This window comes from Phascolarctobacterium faecium, from assembly GCF_003945365.1.
Classification (GTDB): Bacteria; Bacillota; Negativicutes; order Acidaminococcales; family Acidaminococcaceae; genus Phascolarctobacterium; species Phascolarctobacterium faecium.
Genome location: NZ_AP019004.1, coordinates 557,849 through 579,744, shown reverse-complemented (window position 1 = coordinate 579,744; position 21,896 = coordinate 557,849). Strand labels below are relative to the sequence as shown.

Below are 21,896 nucleotides of genomic sequence, written 5' to 3'. Positions count from 1 at the left end.
TTTTTAAACAAATCAACAAGGGGATGATGTTTTGAAAAAGGAACTTGCTAGAACTATTACCTTAGGGTTGCTCATGGGGTTAAGCACTTCTGCTTTTTTGACAAATTCAGTTGTTTATGCGACAGAACCGACTAAGGATACTATAACTATTGATATCAGCCAGGATGATCCTATTATTTCTAGCCAAGATTACACCAACGTTGACGAACAATACATTGAGGGGGATAGTTTAGGGAAAAAATACTCAACTGTCACTCAAACCGGTGATTTAAGCGGCATAATCGCTTCCGATGGACAAAATGTAGAAATAAAATTCAACAAACTTCAATTTGATATTGTAGAAAAACCAAGTTACACAAGTACAGCTACTCATGTCATTACATCATTACATAACAATGAAACTGTTACCATGCAGGGTAAAACACTGATCATCAATGCAACACAAAAAAGCGCAAGCGGAACTAATAGTTCTACAACTAAAAGCTTTGCTGCCGGAATTTATACAAAAGCTGGCGGAAGTGTGCTTTTGAATACAGAAAACACATTCATAAATATAAACGCAAACGAAAACAGTGGTGCTAACACTTCCGGCATGACGGCAGACACAGATGGTTCCATAAATGTCAATGGCAATTTAGATATTGTTGTTAAGAGCGATAACCAAAGTTATGGACTGCTGACAAACAGGAGCGGGCAAATAATTTTAAATGGTGACAATAACATAATAAAAGCGACAGGCGGAACAGCCAGTCCGTATATAAGCGGAGTAAGAATTGATTCTGACTCCGCTATTTCCGGTAACGCCATGGAGTTCCATGGCAAAAACACTACAATAACAGCGGAGCTTAACAATCCCCTCTATCAATATACCAGCCACGCCGCAGGTATTTATGCAGCTCGGGATATCCTCTTTGATAATCATGAAAATATCGTAATCAATGCAGCTACTACAGCAAAATGGGCTAAAAGTATCGGTATTTTGATGACCGGCAACGCCGATCTGAACATAACTTCACAAAATACTGCTATCAACGTTACTTCTACCGGTTCTGCCGGCAGTTATGGTATATGTTTGGAACCCAGTTTATCTGGTGAAAGCCAAAAAGCCGGCAATGCCTATATCAATAATAACAGCACTACAGGTACTACTGAAATAACAGTTGCTTCTTCTAAAGGTAGTAGTTATGGTCTGCAAAGCAGCGCCAATGGCGAAATTAAAATCGGCGGCGCAGCTTTAAAGGTCAAGGCTACTGCCAGTGCTTTGAGTAAAAATGCTTACGCCGTCTGCAATAATAAAAACACTAATTATAGTACTTCAGGCGGCAGTATTTATCTTAACGCGGCCACTAATATCATCACTGCCGAAAGCACGGGAACACTGGGAAAAGCTTATGCTGTTTCTGTCCAGGACAGTGACGACGGTCACACTTCTATCAGCGGCAGCAGTCATATCGAAGCTAAAGCTGCAAGCACAACCAACGCTTATGCCCTTTATACTAAAAACGGCGGAGCAATAGAAGTAAATAAAGCTAATCAAAATGTTCAAAACGTCGTCATCGGCAGAATACATGCGGGAGGATCGGGAACTATCCTGCTAAATCTTAACGGGCTGGACTCTTCTCTCACCGGCGATATAAATTACGAAACCAACGCTTCTGCCAAGCTGGGATTGGCTGACAGCGCCGTCTGGAACATGACCCAAACCTCCAAGACCACAGACCTGACTTTAAATGGCGGTATCATAGATATGCGTGCCGACAATAATACCTACAGCACCTTAACCACTAAAAAACTTAGTGGCAGTGATGGCGTTATCAAGCAAGATATCGACGTGCGCGATATGAAGAGCGATAAGATCTTGGTCACCGAAGATTTCAGCGGTACGCAAGCTTTAGACATCTACCAGAAGGATAATTATGTACCTGCAGGCGATAGTACGGAAGGAACCTGGCTGGTGCTGGCCAGTGTCAACGGCAGCGGCACCTTTACGGCCAAAGACCGTGAAGGAACGCTGTTTTATACCCACTACGATCTGGCCAGCAAAGCCAGCGAAACAACCGGCTTTACCACAGACTGGTATTTAGACAAAATAGCCCATACCGACCAGACTACTACCAGCGTGGATACTATTTTGTCGGCTAACGCTCTCAATTATCATACCTGGCGGACAGAAAACGACAAGCTACTGAAACGTATGGGCGAGCTGCGCCACAACGGCGACGAGCAAACGGGCGCTTGGTTCCGCACCCACGGCAGTAAAATCGGCCGCAGCGGCAAATTTGGTTTTGAAAATAAATATACGGCTTATGAGCTGGGCTATGACGAGCTGACTAAAAACACTGCTGAGGTAAAACGTTATCAGGGCGCGGCGCTCAGCTATACTGACGGCAACAGTAGCTATGGCAGCGGCAGCGGCGATAACAGCAATAAGGCGATCAGTTTCTATAATACGGAGATCGGCAGCAAAGGGCATTACCTGGATGTCGTCTTTAAAATCAGCAATATGGACAATGATTTTGCTGTTTACGATACCAACAGCAACAAGATCACCGGTGACTTTAATAATACAGGCGTGTCGCTGAGCGCTGAATACGGCCGTAAAAACACTTTGCAAAACGGCTGGTATATAGAGCCGCAGGCGCAGCTTACGCTTGGTTATCTGGGGGGCGACAACTATACGACCAATAACGGTATCGAAGTAAGGCAAAGCGGAAGCCAAAGCGCCGTTGGCCGCCTTGGCTTCAACATCGGCAAAGAGGTCAGCTCTACAGGTATCGTCTATGCTAAAGCCAACCTGCTGCACGAGTTTGGCGGCAGCTATGACGTAAGCATGCGCGACAGCAGCGGCGCAGTAACCGTCAGCGATATCTTTAATGATACCTGGTTTGAATACGGTATCGGCGCGGCTTTAAAAACAGGCAGAAGCAGCCACCTCTATTTTGACGTAGAACGCAGTACAGGCAGCGACTTCAAAAAAGACTGGCAGTGGAACATCGGCGCTCGCTGGACTTTTTAACGGCACTATTTAACAAAAAGCATCGCTCTAAAGAGCGATGCTTTTTTACAACTATTTATATTTTTACAATTATTTATTAAACTACTTCTTTTTCCACACCTCAATACCACGCTGGCTTGGCAATATCGCCGGATCAAACTCCGGCTCTACGATACCGGCACGTTTTTGATCCATATAATCATGCAAAGCAATATAAGCATACTTGCCTAAAATCGCGATCGCCACTAAATTCGTTATCGCCATCAGCGCCATAAACAGATCGGCCAGATCCCATACCAGGGCAACTTTAGCCACACTGCCAAACAGTACCATACCCACTACGAAAACACGGAACAACATCAGCGTCATATAATTTTTACTGATAAACCCGATGTTGATCTCACCATAATAATAATTGCCTACAATAGAACTGAACGCAAACAGACAGATCATTCCTGCCAGAAAACTCGGCGCCCATGGTCCTAAATGCTGTGACAAGGATTGCTGCACCAATTCGATACCGGTCAGCTTACCTTCAGTATAACCATCGGACAACAGCACGATAAAAGCTGAAGCCGAGCATACCAGTAAAGTATCAACAAAAACTCCAAAAGCCTGGATCAGGCCCTGTTTTACGGGATGCGAAGCACTGGCAGTAGCAGCAGCATTCGGCACACTGCCCATACCAGCCTCGTTTGAGAACAGGCCGCGCTTTATACCGGTCATCAGTGCCGCACCCATACCGCCGCCGGCAACAGCCTGCAGATCAAAGGCCGAACTGAAGATAGCGTTGAAAACCTGCGGCAGTTTCTCTATATTCATCAAGGTCACGCCTAAAGCTATTAAAAGATACAAACCGGCCATAATCGGCACCATCCATTCAGCAACCTTCGCAATACGCGCCACGCCGCCGAAAATGACAATACCGGTCAAAGCGGCAATTATACAGCCCATCACGAAACGATCCAGTCCAAAGGCAGCCTGCAGGGAAATTGTGATCGTATTCGCCTGTACCGAATTAAAAATCAAACCGAAGGTCACACTGATCAAAACGGCAAACAAGGCCGCCATTGGTTTGTTTCCCAGTACGTTCTTAATATAATAAGCAGGTCCGCCGCGGTAACCGCCGCCTTCACGCGGAACTTTGTAAATTTGCGCCAGCGTGCTTTCAATAAAGCCCGTAGCCGAACCTAAAATGGCGATGATCCACATCCAAAAAATCGCTCCGGGACCACCGCTGACGATAGCGATCGCAATGCCGGCAATATTACCAACACCAACACGGGAAGCAGTGCTGACACAAAATGCCTGGAAGGAAGAAATATGGTTATGTTCAGTCTTCTGTCCAACGCCTTCCTTTAAAAGACGTACCATTTCCTTCAGGCAGCGCACCTGTACAAATCGTGTCCGCAATGAAAACCAGATCCCCAGACCTACCAGCATCACAATCAGAACATATGACCATAAAATATCATTGGTAAAAGCAACAAAACTCTCTAAAAACTCCATTTTCTCTCTCCTTCATAATCAGACCTGTTATTACTTTTCTCTCTCGGCAGGTACCTCTACATATTCGCTGCCGACCTGTTCCAGCTGCGTTGCCGTATTAAGCGCCTCAGTCAGCCACCGCTCCGCCTCATCCTGCTGCTCTTGTTTCATATACAGCAAAATCCTGGCCTGCTGACCATATTCTACCGACGCCACTGTAAAAAGCTGCTGCTGATAGATAATATTCAGAAGTTTTCCTGCGTCCGCCGCGTCCGCACTTAAAGCAAAAGTACCCATTAAAATCTTCCGTGCCAGGCCGCAGCTTTGAACAGCTTTGGACACGCTGCCAGTATACGCGCGCACTAACCCGCCTGCACCAAGCTTGATCCCGCCGAAATACCTTGTCACTACCGCCGCAACGCCGCTCAGCTGATTTTTCCGCAGCACTTCAAGCATCGGCAGTCCTGCCGTTCCTGACGGTTCGCCGTCATCACTCGATCTTTGCGCCAGCTCATCAATAATATAAGCAGAACAATTATGCGTAGCATCCCAAAACTCTTTTTTTACAGCCTTGATGAAATCCTGCGCTTCTGTTTCACTGCTTACTTTTTTCAACGTGCAGATGAACCGCGATTTCTCAATAACTGTTTCGTCACGGTAATCGGTCCTGATAGTATACAATGCTTTTACTCCTTTTCCAATACGCTGTTTTTATTATAGCATAAGGCAATATTTCCCGAAACTTTATCTTTAGCCTTTTAACTTTAAAATTTTTTTGTTATAATATTTGGAAGTATTAATAAAAATATGCAAACCTCTGCTGTTTTCCGCAGACAAAAATCTACACCATAAGGTGTTGATCTGATATATTTTATTTTTATTCAAGGGAAAGAGGTTTTACACAATGAAAACGTTTTGTCATCTGATAGGCAAATACTTTGGTATCATCGCCGTTGTATTTCTTATCCTGGGCATGACCGTACCCGACAGCTTTAAATGGGTAGTCGGTAATATCGGCGGCATCCCGGTTTTGAGTACCTTATTGGGCGTTATTATGTTCGGTATGGGCACCACACTCAATCTCCGTGATTTTGCTTTAGTTTTAAAGCGGCCTGTCGATGTTTTTGTCGGTGTCTGCGCCCAGTATCTTATCATGCCTTCGCTGGCTTTTTTACTGGCTATGGCCTTTAATTTAGACCCGGCTCTAACTGCTGGCGTAGTTTTAGTTGGAACCTGCCCTGGCGGCACTTCCTCCAACGTCATTACCTTCATGTCCAAAGGCGACTTGGCCTTATCTGTAACTATGACCAGTGTTTCCACACTGCTTTCACCGATTCTTACTCCGCTCATCACCTATCAGCTTATCGGACAGAAAATCGCTTTTGACCCGCTGGGAATGTTCTGGAGCATCATTCAAATCGTTATTATACCGATCTGTCTTGGTCTGGCTGTTAAAGCGCTGCTGCCTAAACTTGCTGAACAGGCTACCGATTATCTGCCTGCTGTTTCGGCTATCGCTATCTCCCTGATCATTGCCGGCGTTATCGCCGTCAGCCGTGACAACATCGTCAAAACCTCCGGTATCATTCTGCTGGTCGTCATCTGCCACAACTGCCTGGGTTATCTGTTAGGCTTTATTTTAGCCCGGATCACCGGCATGAGCTGGAAAAAAGCCATTGCGCTTTCAGTTGAAGTAGGTATGCAGAATTCCGGTCTGGCTACAGGCCTGGCTAAAACTCATTTTACTTCCATGCCTATGGCTACCGTTCCTGGAGCTATTTTCTCAGCTTGGCACAATATATCAGGCGCACTGCTGGCCTGGATCTTTGTCAACTTCCTCAATCCCAAATATGCTCCTGCCGAAGAAGAAGAATCCGTATCATCTCAAGCTTAATATTACAGAGAGATAAAAATTAAGCAAGCGTCCGTTTCTTAAAAGAAGCGGACGCTTTTTTTATCCGAATAAACACTGCTTCTCAAACCACCGGCAACAGTGTATAATTCATTTTAGTAATATTTTTAAAATTTCCAGCAAAAATATCTGTTTAAACTGATATTTATAAAGGAGTTGCTACATTGTCCGAACTTGCTCCTCTTATCGAAGACCTTGCTTTTATCCTTGTACTTGCCGGTATAGTTACCATTTTCTGCAAAAAATTCAATCAGCCTTTGGTTTTAGGCTATATTTTGGCAGGCTTCTTTGCCAGCCCGCATTTTAACCTGCTGCCGAATGTAGTCGATACAGCCAATATTACAGTCTGGTCGGACATCGGCGTTATTTTTATTTTGTTCAGCCTGGGACTTGATTTCAATTTTGCCAAAATCAAAAGTATCGGCGGCACAGCGCTGATCGCCGCTGTCACAGAACTGGCAGGCATCACGCTGCTTGGCTATGCCTGTGCCAGACTGCTTGGTTGGCAGCCTATTGACAGTCTCTTTGCCGGAGCTATGCTTACCATGTCTTCTACAGCAGTCGTCAGTAAAACCTTTGAAGAGCTGGGACTCTTGAAAGAACGCTTCACGCAATTTACCTTCGGTATCCTGGTATTGGAAGATATTTCCGGTATCATTATGATGGTCATGCTCTCAACCATCGCCGCGGCAGGCGCTGCCATTTCCGGTACAGAAATGCTCGGCAGTATCGGCGAACTGGCCTTTTTTCTCATTATCTGCTTTGTCTGCGGTATTTTCTTCCTGCCTACCTTCTTCCGCAAAGTCAGCCGCTACCTGACTTCCGAAACACTGCTTATTTTCTCGCTGGGCCTTTGCCTGAGCATGGTAGTCCTGGCAACTAAAATGGGTTTTTCGTCGGCATTAGGCGCATTCCTTATGGGTTCACTGCTTTCCGGTACGGCTTTTACAGAAACCACAAAAAAACTTTTGACGCCGGTCAAAGATCTTTTTTCCGGGATCTTTTTCGTTTCTGTCGGAATGATGGTAGACCCCGCTCTGATCATTAAATATGCGCTGCCGATCGCTGTACTTACAGCAGCTTTGATCATCGGCAAAACTATTTTTTCATCACTGGGCGTCCTTCTGGCAGGCAAAGACCTACAGACAGCGCTGCGCTGCGGCTTCAGTTTGACGCAGCTGGGTGAAATAACCTTTATCGTAGCCTCTATCGGCGCTGCCCTCAAAGTCACCAGCGATTTTTTATATCCTGTTTTCGTAGCTGTTTCAGTTATCAGTATTTTTCTTACGCCTTCAATCCTGCGCCACGCCGATAAAGTATCCGGCTGGCTTCTGCGTAATCTTCCCGCAAGACTGCTGCGGCTTTTACCCCAGCCTGATGAAGCTCCCGCCAGCGATGAGCAGCGCAGTGCCTGGAAAGAACTGCTGCAGAGTTACTTTACCCGCCTCACAGTTTTCTGTGTAATTCTCAGCTTCCTTGCCTATCTGGGACAAAGTAAGCTGCTGCCATATTGCCACAGGCTTTTTGACGGCTATACAGCTGATATTATTGCCGCAGTTATCCTGCTGTTGTGTATGGGGCCATTTTTAATGGCGGTCATGTTCCAGAGGGTTGCACATACAGACCTTATAGCAAGTCTGTGGTTCCAAAAAACCGCTAATCATCTGCCCATTTTTCTTCTGCTTTTTATTAAGATCGCTGTTGGTTTGTTTTTTATCCTGTCCGTATTTACAAGTATACTGGGTTTCAGCAAATTTATCGCGTTTGCTGCAGCCTGCATTCTGGCAAAATTCATCTATTCCTCAGAGTATTTCGTGGAACGCTATTTACAGATCGAGGCTCAGTTTATGATTAACCTGAATGCCAAAACTCTGGCAGCACAGAAAAAACACGCCGCCAACCATCCTGCCTGGCTCGATGAACAGCTGCATGTCAAACGCTACCGTGTAGCAGCGACTTCACTCTGCGGCGGTAAAAGCCTCAAAGAACTTAATCTGCACCGCCGTTATAATGTTTTCGTGCTTGAAATCCAAAACGGCAGCCAGATCCTGCCTATCCCCAGCGGCAGTGCCGCTATCTATGCCGGCTCTCAGCTGCTTTTAACAGGTACGCCCAGACAGCTGCAGAATTTTGAACTGGCAATCCAATCCTATGATATGCAGATTCTGCCGCTGGCTACTGATAACCAGCAGACACTGCACCAGTTTTTAGCTGATCCAAAGCATGGCGGCACATCCTACTTCTGTTACGCGATGCCGATCGACAGGCATTCGCCGCTCTGCGGCTCCACTCTCAAAAAAAGTTCTTACCTCGGCAAGGTCAATTGTCTGGCTTTAGGTTTGGAACGTGGTAATTATACGCATCTCAATCCTGATGCCTCCTTTGTCTTTCAAAAAGGCGACATCCTCTGGATCATTGGTACTCAGGAAATGATGAACCAGCTTTTTATCAGCGAAACCATTTAAAAAGACAGCAGAGAAAATTCTCTGCTGTCTTTTACTGTTTTTTCTGCGCTTTATCTTCATACATCTTCATATCGACACGTTCCAAAAACTCTTCCAGGGTTTCTTGTCCGTCATAAGCCGCCACGCCGCAGCTGATTGCTATACTGTACTCACTGTGCCCCTTTTTAAAACGGTGACCTGTAATCGTTTCCGACATTTCCAGGCAAAGCCTTTCCACATAGTCTTTATCACTGAAAGGGCAGGCCAGTAAAAACTCATCGCCGCCGATCCTGGCTGCCCAGCCGCTGCACTGCTCATTAAGCGCATTTATTTTGTCAACTACATAAAGAATGACCTCATCGCCGCATAAATGCCCAAACCTGTCATTGACACTTTTAAAATGGTCGATATCAATCAGCGCCAGCGTCAGCTTTAACTGTTCTTTCTGAACAGCAAACATTTCCTGCAGCAGATTATTGGCATGGCCTTTACTGTAAAGGCCCGTAAAACTGTCACGGGCCGCAAGTTCACTGTAACTGCTGATTAGTTCCCGCAGCTCACTGCTGTCTTCGCTGGTAGCATCATAAACGCTGAAAGAATTTGTCACATCGCGTCCCAGCTCCAGCACATATTCTTTACCATCTTGCTCCCAGGGCGTACTAAGGATCAAAATACTTTTATCTCCCAGATATTCCATTTTCATGATTTGCTTTTTCTGCTGGACAGCCCTTTCGGATGAACAATTCGGACAGGGCTTACTGCGATTCCACAGCTCATAACATTTGCGGCAGGGCTCACACATCTTGCCGTCATTATAATCGTGGACTAAGTGTGTCCTCATATCCACGAAGCGGTAAACATCAAATAATTTATCTATAGTTAAATTCCCTGCAAGCTCCTGATCGATTGCATCTATCGGATATATATTTTCTTCCAGTTCTATACTATCCATACCCTTTAAAGCCATTCAATTCTCACTTTCATATTTTTTATTAATTACTTATTGTTTTACAATTATAACAAATATAAATTGCCTTGGCAACGATTACTCGCTGCATTTGTACATATGCTATAATAAACATATATCATTAATTAGAGGTCACATATTATGGATATAAAACAATTGATACACACACTGCAGCACACACACCAGCTGCAGCCGGAACAAATGCAGACCTTGCTCACAGCCGCTTTCAGCGACGCTGTCATCCGTGCAGAACTGGCTCAGGCTGCACAGCAAACTGCTCAGGCTGTTTTCGGCAATAAAATCTATATTCGCGGGTTGATCGAATTCACCAATTACTGCAGAAATGACTGTTATTACTGCGGAATACGACGCAGCAACACAGAAGCTGTTCGTTACCGCCTGACCGAAGAACAAATCCTTTCCTGCTGTGAGCAGGGTTACGCCTTGGGCTTTAGGACCTTTGTTCTGCAGGGTGGCGAAGATCTTATCTACAGCGACACAGATCTGGCAGCTATCATCAGCGCCATAAAACAGGCTTATCCTGACTGTGCCGTTACACTTTCCATTGGCGAACGCAGCCGTGAAGCCTATCAGCTTTGGAAAAAAGCAGGCGCAGACCGTTATCTGCTGCGCCACGAAACAGCAGATAGCGAACATTATGCACGACTGCACCCGGCAGAACTCAAACTGAGTAACCGCAAACGCTGCCTGCGCGATCTCAAAGAACTGGGTTATCAGGTCGGCACTGGCTTTATGGTAGGCTCGCCCTGGCAAACAATGGCTAATCTGCTCGAAGACCTGGCCTTTATCCGTGAACTGCAGCCGCAGATGATTGGTATCGGTCCCTTCATTCCCCACCATGCTACACCCTTTAAAAATTATCCCGCAGGAACGCTGGAACAGACCTTAACACTGCTGTCCGTCCTGCGCCTGATGTTTCCCAAGGTATTACTGCCTGCGACAACGGCTCTCGGCACCATCGTTCCCAACGGACGTGAGCTTGGTATTTTAGCAGGTGCCAATGTTGTAATGCCCAATCTCTCCCCGGCAGATGTCCGCCAAAATTATCTTCTTTATGATAATAAACTCTGTAGCGGAGCAGAAGCCGCCGAAGCCAAGAATGACCTCGCCGCACGGCTGCATTCTATCGGCTATGAAATAGCCGAAGGCCGCGGTGATTATAAGGAGTCCTGAAAATGCTAGCAAAAGATCAAGTCATAAATACCTACCGTGCGCTCAATAACTGGCGCAGCTTCCGTTTGAAGCTGTTTATTGAAGGTATCATAATCGGTATCCTTTCAGGGCTGATCATCAGCTTTTTCCGCTGGTCCCTGCATCTGGTAGAAACTAACCGTGAACATATTTACACCTTTCTTAAAAACACAGACTGGTATTGGACTGCTTTTTGGTTCATCGCTTTAGCTGTAATAGCCTTCACTTTAGACAGACTGACAAAATATGAACCTCTGGCTGCCGGCAGCGGTATCCCTCAGGTCAAAGGCGCCATTTTAGGCTTCATTAAAATGCGCTGGCTGCGAATCCTCTGGGTCAAACTGCTCGCAGGTATCATCGGCATCGGAGCCGGTCTTTCCCTGGGGCGGGAAGGTCCTTCGATCCAGCTCGGCGCCGTAACCGCCCAGGGACTCAGCCGCCTGCTGAAACGCACCCGGCTCGAAGAACGTTACCTGCTTACAAGCGGCGCCAGTGCCGGCTTGGCGGCAGCCTTCAACGCTCCGTTAGCGGGCGTTATTTTTGCTTTAGAAGAACTGCACCGCAATTTTTCCGTCGTCGTCCTACTGCCAGCCATGGCTGCCGCAATGACTGCAACGGTTATTTCACGTTTCTTCTTTGGCAACGACACTATTTTTGATTTTTTCGGTCTGCCTTTCCTGCCGCTGGAATATTACGGCTATGTGGCCCTTTTAAGCCTGGTCGTAGGTTTGGCAGGCGTAATTTTTAACGCCGGACTTTTAAATATTCCCCGTTTCTACAAACTTTTCCCTACTCCGTTCAGCAAAATAGTCTTCGCATTATTCTGCGCCGGTATTTTAGGTTTTGTTTATCCGCAGGTGCTGGGCGGCGGCAACGAATTGATCAACAATATTGCCAAAACACCTTACACTCTGCAGGCTTTACTGTTGCTGCTGGCAGGTAAATTCATCTTTACAATGCTCAGCTACGGCAGCGGTGTCCCCGGCGGCTTCTTTCTGCCTATGCTTGTCATTGGAGCACTCACAGGCAGTGTCATCAGCAATATCATGATCGCTTTAGGGCTTCTTGATCCTTTCTTTTACTCCAATATCATCGTCATCTCTATGGCGGCTTTCTTTTCCGCCTCGGTACGGGCTCCGATCACCGGTATCATCCTTATTATGGAAATGACCGGCTCCTTCCAGCATATGCTGGTCTTGTCCATTGCCTCAATCGTGGCCTTTATTGCCGCCGAGCTGTGCCGCAGCAAACCGATCTATGAAGAACTGCTGGCACGCAGTCTGCAGTCCGCCAATAAAAATGACGGCAGTCACTGTGAAAGACAGCGGAACGTCATTGAACTGGCAGTCTGCAGCGGCAGTCCTATCGACGGACGTCTGATCAAAGAAATCAACTGGCCTGAGCATACACTGCTCGTGGACGTCAAGCGCGGCGAAAGCGATCTGATCCCCATAGGCGACACCAGATTGCGGGCCGGCGACTTCCTTTATGTCCTCACCGACGATACATTAGCCAAAGATCTTCGTAAAATGGCCGAGGGTGAGTAATCTTATTCTTTTATATTGCGAAATTTTACTGATAACTTATCAGTTTTCCCTTGTCAAATAGTTGTTTTTTAGATATAATGTAAAGCACATTCTGTTTCTTATCAGGATGGCAAACTTGCACTTATCTATAATTTGAGGAGGGGTTCCCACATGGACAAAGTTAAGGAAACCTTAAATAAGGTTCCGCTCTCCGGATACATTGTTTTGGTTATCGCCATTGCAATTTTCTCCGGTCTGTTTGCAAATGCCGGTCATGGTCTGAATATTTTCGACTTTGACACATTAAACGGTAAATTCGGTACAATGAAAAGCGCTAAAGCAACATTCTCAGGTCAAGGCGGCAGCGGTGCACGCGACGGCTTCCTGTTTGCTTTCGGTTTGGCTCCCGGCGTTATGCTGGCAATGGGCCTCATTGAAGTAGTTGAGCATTACGGCGGTCTTAAAGCAGCTCAAAAGCTGATGACTCCGATTCTGCGTCCGATCCTTGGTATTCCTGGTATCTGCGGTATCGCGCTCGTTTCTTCACTGCAAAGCACTGACGCCGGCGCAGGTATGACCAGACAATTACATTTGGAAAAACAGATCACTGATAATGAACTTTTGATTTTCAGTGCTTTCCAGTTTACAGCAGGCGGCCTGATCACTAATTATCTTTCTTCCGGTTCCGCACTGTTTGGATTCTTGACAGTACCTATTTCCATACCTCTGGCAGTACTGTTTGTTATGAAAATTTTCGGCGCTAATATGATGCGCGCCTATGTAAAAATATTCTGCAAGGAGGCCGCATAAGCATGAGTGAAGAAAAAATCAACCACGCTCCCGAAGACGCTGCAGCTGCGGCAGAGGCGGAACTTAACGCAAAATTAGCAAAACCTTCCTTAATGGATATCTTCGTTCGCGGTGCCCGCAAAGGCTGGAACATCGCTATTGATAATATTATCCCTAACGTTTTGATGGCTTATGTCTGCATCAAAATCTTAAACGTTACCGGACTCCTGACTCTGGCAGGTAAATTCTTCGCTCCTGTTATGGCCATCTGGGGTCTTCCCGGCGAAGCAATCATGGTACTGTTCAGTGCGCTCATGTCCATGGGCGGCGCTGTTGGTGTCTGCATGGCGCTTTATAACGACGGCGGCATCGATGAACGCTCGATTACCATCGTTATCCCCGCTATCTACCTCTTGGGTTCCAAGATCCAATATCTGGGCCGTTTGCTGGGCACTGCCGGCGTTCCTTCCAGACATTATCCGATCCTACTCAGCATTTCTTTCCTGAATGCCGGTATCGCTATGTTCATCATGAAAATTTTGACCATGTAAAGCAGTCGTCAGTTTATACTGAAATTAAAACTCCATTCCAGTTATACTGGAATGGAGTTTTTTATTTAGAAACAACTATTTTCGCAATAAAGAAATCTCTTTTCCGTTGTAAATACAACTTACTTTAAACTGTAATTATAATATCATAAACATGAAAGAAGTATTTGTCTACTCTGCCGTTATGGCAGCAACCACAATAAAGGAGAAGGAAATCTCCATAATTATAAGGAGTGATATTATGGAACCGAAAATGTTTTGTTTTCAATGTCAGGAAACAGCCGGCAATAAAGGCTGTATGTTTGGAGGTGTCTGCGGTAAAAAACCTGAAACCGCTAATCTGCAGGACCTGCTGATTTATGTGACCAAGGGACTTTCCGAAATAACAACCCGCCTGCGCTCTGAAGGCAAAGAAATCCCAGCAGCCATCGACCGGCTGATCACTACTAACCTGTTCATGACCATCACTAACGCTAATTTTGACGATGACCGTTTTATCGACAGAATCAATGAAACTCTATCCAGCCGTGACGAACTGTTTGAACAGCTCCATGACGATACAGGACTGAGCGATGCCGCTTCTTGGCAATATCGTACCGCAGAAGAAAGGACCTTAAAAGCTGACAAGGTGGGAGTACTGGACACCGGGAATGAAGACTTACGCAGTCTGCGTGAGCTGACCCTCTACGGCTTAAAGGGTATGGCTGCTTACAACAAACACGCTAACGTTCTGGGTTACGCCGATACAGCTATCGATGCCTTTTTGCAGAAAGCTTTAGCAAAAACCTTAGATGACAGTCTGAGTACCGATGACCTGACATCCCTTGTCCTGGAAACAGGTAGCTTCGGCGTCAAAGTTATGGCACTGCTTGATACTGCCAACACTTCGACCTATGGCAACCCTGAGATCACAAAAGTTGAGCTTGGTGTCAGAAACAATCCCGCGATTCTTATTTCCGGACACGACCTGCGTGATTTAGAAATGCTGCTGGAACAGACTGCTAATACAGGCGTCGACATTTATACCCATTCTGAAATGCTGCCGGCACATTATTATCCGGCTTTCAAGAAATATCCTCATTTTGCAGGCAACTACGGCAACGCCTGGTGGAAACAAAAAGAAGAATTCGAAGCCTTCAATGGTCCGATCCTTCTGACTACCAATTGTCTAGTGCCTCCCAAAGAGAGCTACAAAGATCGTATCTACACTACAGGCTCGGTAGGTTTTTCCGGCTGTAAACATATTGATGGAGAAATCGGGGAAACCAAAGATTTCTCTGCTATCATTGAACACGCTAAAAAGTGCCCTCCTCCCACACAGCTGGAAAGGGGCGAACTTGTAGGAGGGTTTGCACATCACCAGGTCCTCGCTCTGGCAGATAAAGTCGTTGACGCAGTCAAAAGCGGAGCCATCAAAAAATTTGTTGTTATGGCAGGCTGTGACGGACGCAGCCCGGCACGTAATTACTATACAGATTTCGCGAAAGCTCTACCACAGGATACTGTTATCCTGACTGCCGGCTGTGCCAAATATAAATATAATAAGCTGCCGCTCGGCGATATCGGCGGCATCCCCCGTGTTTTAGACGCAGGTCAATGCAACGACTCCTATTCGCTGGCGCTGATCGCACTCAAGCTGAAAGAAGTTTTTGGCTTGGATGATATCAACCAGCTGCCTATTGTTTACAATATCGCCTGGTATGAACAAAAGGCCGTTATCGTTCTTCTGGCACTGCTTTCCCTGGGCGTTAAAAATATTCATCTCGGCCCTACTCTGCCGGCCTTCCTGTCGCCAAATGTTGCCAAAGTCTTGATCGAAAACTTTGGTATTGCCGGAATCACTGATGTAGATACTGACCTGGAAATATTTTTTGGTAAAAATTAAACCTGCATAAAAAAGACGAGTCCGTTAGGACTCGTCTTTTTGCCTATAATTCATCCAGTTCCATAATACAGCTGGCCAAAAGCAGCGCTCTTTCAGTTAATGTAGCTACCTCTATATACTCACTGTCGCTGTGAGCCCCGGCGCCGCAGGGTCCTACACCGCACAGAGTAGGTGCACCTGTCATGGCCGGCCAGGCCGCGTCAGAAGCGCCGCCAACATATTGCTGACCCGGTTTTGCCAACCCGAGCTTTTCAGCCTGACTTGCATAGTGTTCGTACAGCCGCTGCACTCCGGGTGTAGTTTCAAATGGCATAAATTTAATCACATTGCCAGTTACCGTAGTCTTAGTATGAGGAACATAATTCGTTTCTACAATCCGCTGCACATCGGCAATAGACTTTTCTGCTTCGACAATAGTTTTAAAGCGCACATCAACCTCGCCAACGGCCTTATCAGCAACAATATTAGCCATAGTACCGCCGCTGACAACACCAACATTATATGTAGTCCCAACAGCAAAATTATTGAGAGCATGGATAGCTACTGTTTTCTGTGCCAGTTCCAAAATCGCACTGGCGCCTTTTTCAGGTTCATTCCCCGCATGTGAAGCGATCCCCTCTACTACCAGCGTTGGCCTGGTAGTTCCCTTCCGGCCCGTAACGACGCTGCCGTCAACGCGTCCAAATTCCAGATTAAAAACAGCATCCTTCCCTGCGCCCGCTTTTTTGAACTGTGCCACCGCATCAGTAAAAGGATGTGACATTTCTTCATCACCGCACAGTAAAACGGTCATATCCGTCTCCTGCCAGCCATTCTCCAGCAAGGCCCTGATTACATATAAAGCCATAACCAGCCCGCCTTTCATATCCAGTACGCCTGGGCCGTAAGCCCGTCCGTTTTCAACCTTGAATGGGCGAACCGCCGCTGTACCTTGATTGAACACCGTATCCATATGTCCTGAAAACAGTACCTGCTTTTTACCGGGCTGCGCTTTCCTAGCAAGCAGCTGTACAGGAGCACCATCAGTTTCCAGATATTCTACAGTAAATCCCAGCACTTCTAAGAACGCTCCTATTCTCTGTGCCACCGCATTTATACCGGCCAAAGCATCTGCTCCTGAATCAATATTCACCAATTCTTCCAGTAATTGCAGCATCCCCTGCTCTGATCCTCTGATCTGATCTAAAATTTTCGTTTTCATCAAAACTCTCCTCTGCATAAATACAAGTATAATTCTTATATTATTCGCTCACCATGCTTTTTTTCCTGCTTTTCGCTCATAAAAAATCATATTTCCGGAAAATTTATAAATAAGTTCTAAAATAAAAAACAGTATGAGATTTAATCCCATACTGTTTTTTTATGCTTAACCGCTTATTACTGCATTTCATCCAGATGCATGATACACATCGCCAGGAGCTGCGCTCTTTCAGTCATCGACGGCACGAATAAATACTCATTATTACTATGAGCACCTACAGCCTGCGGACCCATCCCGCATAAAGTCGGCGCACCGACCATGGCCGTCCAGGCAGAATCAGCACTGCCGCCGACATATAAAGCTCCCGGGACGGGCAGCCCCAGCTTTTCAGCCTGTTTAGACAAATGACAATACAGCTTTTGTACGCCGTCAGTAGTTTCCAGCGGCATAAACTCGATCCTGTTTTCTGTTACAGTAGTTGTTGTATTGGCCACATAAGTTTTTGCCGCTATTGCTTCCACACTTTTTATTGCTTTTTCAGCTTCTTCAGCTGTTTTAAATCTGATATCGACACGTGCCTCTGCGTGATCGGCGACAATATTTGCCAGGCTCCCGCCATTAAAAACGCCTACGTTATAGGTAGTTCCGACTTCTAAATCAGTTAACGCATGTAAAGCAATAGTTTTATGGCAAAGTTCTAAAACAGCGCTGGCGCCTTTTTCAGGTTCGTTTCCGGCATGGGCAGCGATACCTTTTACAGTCAGCACCGGGCGAATAACGCCTTTACGCCCGATAACTACACTGCCGTCTGCGCGTCCTGGTTCCATATTGAAAACAGCATCTTTGCCCAGACCTTCTTTTTTAAACCATTCTACAGCATCTGTCAATGGGTGCGCCGGTTCTTCATCTCCGCAGAAGAAAAGCGTCAGGTCAGTATCATCCCAGCCATTATCCAACAATGCCTTAACTGTATAAAGTGAAATCGCTATCCCTGCCTTCATATCCATAACACCGGGACCATAAGCCTTGCCATCTTCGATCCTGAACGGTCTGGCAGCCGCCGTCCCCTTAGGAAAAACCGTATCCATATGTCCCATCAGCATAACTTTTTTCTTGCCCGGACGCGGACGTTTAGCAAGTACATGTGTAGGCGCATTCGGTGTTTCGATATACTGCACCTCAAACCCATACGGCGTTAAAAAGTCGCCTATGATATGAGCAACCTCATCAATCCCCTCCAAAGCATCATAGCCTGAATCGATATTAACGATCTGCGCCAAAGTATCCAGCATGGCAGTTTCTGATTTTTTGATCTGTTCTAAAATTTTATTTTCCATTTTTCTGCTCCTGTTTTCAATAATATCTTTATCTTATTCGCTCTTCTTCCGCTTTTTCCTGCCAATAGCAATACTTATAAAATACAGCGCAGCGGCTGAGGTTTCCCTGTCAGTGATTTCGCACCGCCTGCCGTTACCAGATACGTATTCTCTGTACCGACCATACCGATTCCCGGTAAAGCTATCTTAGGCTCGACAGCAAAAACCATACCCGCCTCCAGCTTACCTTTGAAACCGTTTGCCAGCGCAGGAGATTCGTCCATCACCAACCCGATACTGTGTCCTAAAAATTTGCCGCCGTTCATAAACCCGTTTGCATACTGTGGATCAAACTGTTCCATTACCTGCCGGTAGATATTTTCGATCACCATGCCCGGCTGCAGCAGCGATGCTGTCAGTTCTTCCAGAAAAACACAGTGCTCATAAGCAGCCCTGATTTTATCACTAAAAGGATCCTGATCTAAATCTCCATAATAATACACCACTGTTTTATCAGTATGATAACCATCCACACCGCAGGGTATATCCAGATATACTAAACGCCCAGCCTGCAGCTTACGAAAAGCAGAGCCGATCGACTGTACAGCGACACAAGTGCCGCCTGTACCGCCGGGGCCGTCAAAAGCTGTTTTCACCAGACCGCTTTTCCCAAAAGAAGCCAGACCCACAACATCCTCACCTAAAGGCAAATTAAAACGCGCTACCCCGTGCGAACCTCGACGCAGCATTTCTGCATACAGGTTGACTGCCAGTTCTGCCTCGCTCACACCTTGAACAATAAACCGCGGTGCCAGTTCATCTAAAACATTGCGATGAATAGAACCTGATTTTCTCATCAGTGCCAGTTCATAAGGGCTTTTTATCAGTCGCAGCTCACTTATCACACTGTCCATCCCTGCCTCAGAGGCAAAAGGCAAATATTTATACAACAGCTGCTGCCATTCCAGCGTCGCTGTTTTATTTTCCAAGTATACCTTAGCAGGCAGCGGCTGATAAAACTCAGCCAAAGTACGAAAACTTTTCATCGGACGGATATCCTGCAGCAACGATTCATTGCAGGCACGTTCATAACTGCGCCTGACCCATAAAATCTCGTCCTGCGGCCTGATTACCAGTACACCGTCCTGCATTGTACCGGCAAAATAATACATATTGACTTTATGGTTGACGATGGCTATTTCCCAGCCGGGAAATTCTCTGTCCATAACGGCTCTGAATTTATTCAGGCGTGCCTGCAGCTCATCAGCAGGTACGCGCCGCAGCTGCTCTGTCATCATGATCTCATGCTCTAAAATAGTCATTGTTTCACTCCTTTAAAAAAGTATTTTCTATTATCTTACCATAAATAATGAAACAGGGCCGATATTAAATATCAGCCCTGTTTCCCCTCATTCAGCCTATATATTTTTAAATAATCCTGTAAAATCAAAAGTGGCAAAGTAATCTGCCGGAGTCTCCGCACGGCGAATCAATTCCGTACTGCCGTCCTCCTTCAGCAGCACTTCCGCACTGCGCAGTTTACCATTATAATTGTAGCCCATGGCAAAACCATGTGCTCCCGCATCATGAATAAAGAGCAGATCACCGATATTGATTTCCGGCAGCATCCTGTCGATAGCAAATTTGTCGTTATTCTCGCACAAACCGCCGGTAATATCATATTTATGATCGCAGGGCGCATCCTCCTTACCCATTACGGTAATGTGATGATAGGACCCGTACATGGCTGGACGCATCAGATTAGCCGCGCAGGCATCCAGTCCGATATACTCTTTATAGGTATGTTTAACGTGGATGGCTTTAGCAACAAGCGCCCCATAGGGAGCCAGCATATAACGGCCCATCTCTGTAAAAATTTTTACGTCTCCCATTCCTGCAGGCACCAGGATATCCTCAAAAGCCTGACGTACGCCTTCGCCGATAACCATAATATCATTGCCCTCCTGATCGGGACGATAAGGTATACCGACACCGCCGGACAGATTGATGAACTCAATATGCGCTCCTGTCTCTTCCTTCAATTCCACAGCGACCTGGAACAATATCCGTGCCAGTTCCGGATAATAATCATTAGTCACAGTATTGCTGGCCAGAAAAGCGTGCATTCCAAAATGTTTAACACCCTTGCTTAAAAGAATTTTATAAGCTTCTGTCATCTGCTCTCTGGTCATACCATATTTGGCGTCACCGGGATTATCCATAATATTGTTGGCAATGGCAAAATGCCCGCCTGGATTGTAACGGCAGCTGACCGTATCCGGGATATCAGCAACTTTTTCCAGAAAGTCGATATGAGTGATATCATCCAGATTGATAGTGACATTCAATTGCCTTGCCAGCTGAAAATCTTCTGCCGGCGTTGCATTGGACGAAAACATAATTTCATCGCCTTTAAAACCAACGGCATCGGCCATCTGCAGTTCCGTATACGAAGAACAATCCGCACCGCAGCCTTCCTCATGCAATATTTTCAATATTGCCGGGTTAGGGGTAGCTTTAACGGCAAAATATTCTTTAAAACCCTGATTCCAGGCAAACGCCTTATTCACACGACGCGCAGTTTCACGAATAGCCGCTTCATCATATAAATAAAACGGCGTTGCATACTGTGCGGCGATCTCATCTAATTTTTCTTTACTTACAAAGGGTTTTTTACTCATTCTTTCTCACCTTTCTCTGCTTCAGGAAGCAATTCTATCAATTTTATTTCATTTTTCAAAGCATCCTTAAATAAATCTACCAGATTCTGTTTGCTGGAATATAAACAGGTTGAATTACTGCCATCAGCCAGATCTCCTGTCAAAACCTCCTGTGAATCGGCGATCAGACGGATCTGGCTATTGGGTTTATGCGCATAATAAATAATCGCACCCTCCAAGACAAAAGGCCTGCCGGTGATAATGACCACCTTTAATCCCCGGCCTACCGCCTCAGTCAATTCACCACGTAAAGCTTCTATAGCCGAATCTGTTGCCGAAACATAAATACGAGCTTTAGCCTTAACAATCGTATTTTTGAGCTTATTGATGATTTCGGTCGCTCCCTTGATCGTAATATAACCATCAACGCTTTGTGACGTACTGGGAAGCTCACGCAGTAATTCTTCTTTCAGTTCCTGCAGTCTTCTTACCCTGTTTTCGCAAAACTCATCCAAGGGCACCGGCGTATATCTTGTAGCCTTATCCTCAAGCACATAAGCAGCGCCTTTTTCTACCAGACCTGCCAGCGCCGTATAAGTATTAGATCTGGAAATACCTGTCAGCTTTGTCGCTTCATAGCCGGTCAGCCGTCCTTCTGCCAGCAGGGTCAAATACAGCGTAGCTTCCTGTCTGGTCAGATTAAAATAAGTAAGTTTTTCAATAATATCCATATTTCACCTTCATTGTTCCTACATAAGAACACTATAAGTGATTTTTCTAAGTTTGTCAAGGCTAACTTATATTTTTCATATATTTATGAAAAATAACAAAATTCGTCAGCTATCAAAATCGTAGTTATCGCTTCAATATTTTAAGATAAATTGATAAATTCAGCAGAAAATTATTTTTATAATTAAAATTTATTATCTTGTATTTTAAATTCAAATATTATA

The 21,896-nt window shown here is 45.7% G+C and carries 16 protein-coding genes; 8 read left to right on the top strand and 8 right to left on the bottom strand.

The window, feature by feature from the left end; all coding sequences use genetic code 11:
* Positions 1-31 precede the first annotated feature (31 nt).
* Positions 32-3,016: an autotransporter family protein gene (locus PFJ30894_RS02810; RefSeq protein WP_125668969.1), complete on the top strand. Its 2,985-nt coding sequence runs from the start codon at positions 32-34 to the stop codon at positions 3,014-3,016.
* Between the two features lie 81 nt (positions 3,017-3,097).
* On the opposite strand, the gene PFJ30894_RS02805 is transcribed toward PFJ30894_RS02810, so the two are convergent.
* Together PFJ30894_RS02805 and PFJ30894_RS02800 are read right to left on the bottom strand one after the other, a co-directional pair.
* Positions 3,098-4,504 carry an alanine/glycine:cation symporter family protein gene (locus PFJ30894_RS02805; RefSeq protein ID WP_125668968.1) on the bottom strand — a complete coding sequence of 469 codons (1,407 nt, stop codon included), beginning with the start codon at positions 4,502-4,504 and terminating at the stop codon, positions 3,098-3,100.
* Positions 4,505-4,534: 30 nt separating this feature from the next.
* Positions 4,535-5,164 carry a YigZ family protein gene (locus PFJ30894_RS02800; protein ID WP_125668967.1) on the bottom strand — a complete coding sequence of 210 codons (630 nt, stop codon included), beginning with the start codon at positions 5,162-5,164 and terminating at the stop codon, positions 4,535-4,537.
* 223 nt (positions 5,165-5,387) lie between these two features.
* On the opposite strand from PFJ30894_RS02800, the gene PFJ30894_RS02795 reads away from it, so the two are divergent.
* Positions 5,388-6,377: a bile acid:sodium symporter family protein gene (locus tag PFJ30894_RS02795; protein ID WP_046430541.1), complete on the top strand. Its 990-nt coding sequence runs from the start codon at positions 5,388-5,390 to the stop codon at positions 6,375-6,377.
* 182 nt (positions 6,378-6,559) lie between these two features.
* Complete coding sequence (locus PFJ30894_RS02790; protein ID WP_125668966.1) at positions 6,560-8,860, top strand: cation:proton antiporter; 2,301 nt, start codon at positions 6,560-6,562, stop codon at positions 8,858-8,860.
* A gap of 31 nt (positions 8,861-8,891) precedes the next feature.
* Here the strand turns inward: PFJ30894_RS02790 and PFJ30894_RS02785 are convergent, their stop codons facing one another.
* Complete coding sequence (locus PFJ30894_RS02785) at positions 8,892-9,806, bottom strand: GGDEF domain-containing protein (protein ID WP_113077549.1); 915 nt, start codon at positions 9,804-9,806, stop codon at positions 8,892-8,894.
* A gap of 141 nt (positions 9,807-9,947) precedes the next feature.
* Here PFJ30894_RS02785 and hydE point away from each other — a divergent pair, with 141 nt between their 5' ends.
* The 5 genes from hydE to hcp all read left to right on the top strand — a co-directional run bounded on the left by hydE (position 9,948) and on the right by hcp (position 15,766).
* Positions 9,948-11,000, top strand: coding sequence for a [FeFe] hydrogenase H-cluster radical SAM maturase HydE (gene hydE, locus PFJ30894_RS02780; protein ID WP_125668965.1), 1,053 nt, complete (start codon positions 9,948-9,950; stop codon positions 10,998-11,000).
* A 2-nt stretch (positions 11,001-11,002) separates the two neighbouring features.
* Positions 11,003-12,565, top strand: coding sequence for a ClC family H(+)/Cl(-) exchange transporter (locus PFJ30894_RS02775; protein WP_021718682.1), 1,563 nt, complete (start codon positions 11,003-11,005; stop codon positions 12,563-12,565).
* 150 nt (positions 12,566-12,715) lie between these two features.
* A complete protein-coding gene (locus PFJ30894_RS02770) occupies positions 12,716-13,354 on the top strand; it encodes a nucleoside recognition domain-containing protein (RefSeq protein ID WP_021718683.1) in 639 nt (212 codons plus the stop codon).
* 92 nt (positions 13,355-13,446) lie between these two features.
* Entirely contained in the window at positions 13,447-13,884 is a 438-nt protein-coding gene (locus PFJ30894_RS02765) for a YjiG family protein (protein WP_044492066.1), read from the top strand.
* Between the two features lie 238 nt (positions 13,885-14,122).
* Positions 14,123-15,766, top strand: a complete 1,644-nt coding sequence (gene hcp / locus PFJ30894_RS02760) for a hydroxylamine reductase (RefSeq protein WP_125668964.1) — start codon at positions 14,123-14,125, stop codon at positions 15,764-15,766.
* 43 nt (positions 15,767-15,809) lie between these two features.
* Here the strand turns inward: hcp and PFJ30894_RS02755 are convergent, their stop codons facing one another.
* The 5 genes from PFJ30894_RS02755 to PFJ30894_RS02735 form a co-directional block, all read right to left on the bottom strand.
* Positions 15,810-16,967: a M20 family metallopeptidase gene (locus tag PFJ30894_RS02755; RefSeq protein ID WP_046430552.1), complete on the bottom strand. Its 1,158-nt coding sequence runs from the start codon at positions 16,965-16,967 to the stop codon at positions 15,810-15,812.
* A gap of 176 nt (positions 16,968-17,143) precedes the next feature.
* The gene (locus PFJ30894_RS02750; RefSeq protein ID WP_125668962.1) at positions 17,144-18,304 is read right to left on the bottom strand and encodes a M20 family metallopeptidase; all 1,161 of its coding nucleotides are present in this window, start codon (positions 18,302-18,304) and stop codon (positions 17,144-17,146) included.
* Positions 18,305-18,378: 74 nt separating this feature from the next.
* Positions 18,379-19,605 (bottom strand): M24 family metallopeptidase, encoded by a 1,227-nt coding sequence (locus PFJ30894_RS02745; RefSeq protein WP_125668961.1) that lies wholly within the window; start codon positions 19,603-19,605, stop codon positions 18,379-18,381.
* 96 nt (positions 19,606-19,701) lie between these two features.
* Entirely contained in the window at positions 19,702-20,964 is a 1,263-nt protein-coding gene (locus PFJ30894_RS02740) for a diaminopimelate decarboxylase (protein WP_046430558.1), read from the bottom strand.
* Positions 20,961-21,674, bottom strand: coding sequence for a TrmB family transcriptional regulator (locus PFJ30894_RS02735; protein ID WP_125668960.1), 714 nt, complete (start codon positions 21,672-21,674; stop codon positions 20,961-20,963). The genes PFJ30894_RS02740 and PFJ30894_RS02735 overlap by 4 nt, the downstream gene beginning before the upstream one ends.
* Between the last annotated feature and the right edge of the window lie 222 nt (positions 21,675-21,896).